We start from the raw sequence: 613 nt of genomic DNA, 5'->3' as shown, positions 1-613 counted from the left end.
TTAGTGAGTACTTGTAGAGTTTCACCCTCTCTAAAACCTAATAGTTGGAGCCGTTCCAATACGGGATCAGTGGTATGACTGTATTGATTACCTTTTTTGAGATCTCTAATTTTGACGATCTGATTTTGTTTAACTTGAAATAGATTCATTTTCGATACTCTTACTTCAAAGCCAAAATCTTTCGAGCACCATTAAGCACGAATAAAGAAACCAGGATGCCAATGATTAAGTCTGGGTAAGCTGATCCCGTCCACGCCACGAGTACACCGGCAAATATAACGCCCATATTTACGACAACGTCATTCGCCGAGAAAATCCAACTGGCTTTCATATGTGCGCCATCTTCTCGATGACCAGAAATAAGATATAAGCATGTCACGTTAGCTATAAGTGCGAGCAGGCCAATAACAATCATGAGCGTTGATTCTGGCTCGCTTCCAAACATGAATCGTCTAATGACATCAATAATCACGATGACAGCAAGTAATAACTGAATCCAACCTGCGAAATGGGCTGCTTTCACTTGATATTTCGCAGCTTTTCCGACGGCATATAGCGCAATACCATAAACGGCTGCATCGGCAAACATATCTAGAGAATCAGCAATCAATCC

The 613-nt window shown here is 41.3% G+C and carries 1 protein-coding gene and 1 pseudogene; both read right to left on the bottom strand.

The window, feature by feature from the left end; all coding sequences use genetic code 11:
• A pseudogene (locus B4J23_RS11720) lies at positions 1-149 on the bottom strand (ferrous iron transport protein A); the annotation flags it as partial.
• A gap of 11 nt (positions 150-160) precedes the next feature.
• Positions 161-613: cation transporter (locus tag B4J23_RS11715; RefSeq protein ID WP_253161193.1), on the bottom strand; the 453-nt coding region annotated here is incomplete at its 5' end.

This window comes from Acinetobacter sp. UBA3025, from assembly GCF_002367915.1.
GTDB lineage: Bacteria > Pseudomonadota > Gammaproteobacteria > Pseudomonadales > Moraxellaceae > Acinetobacter.
This window is presented reverse-complemented; position numbering and strand designations above follow the sequence as displayed.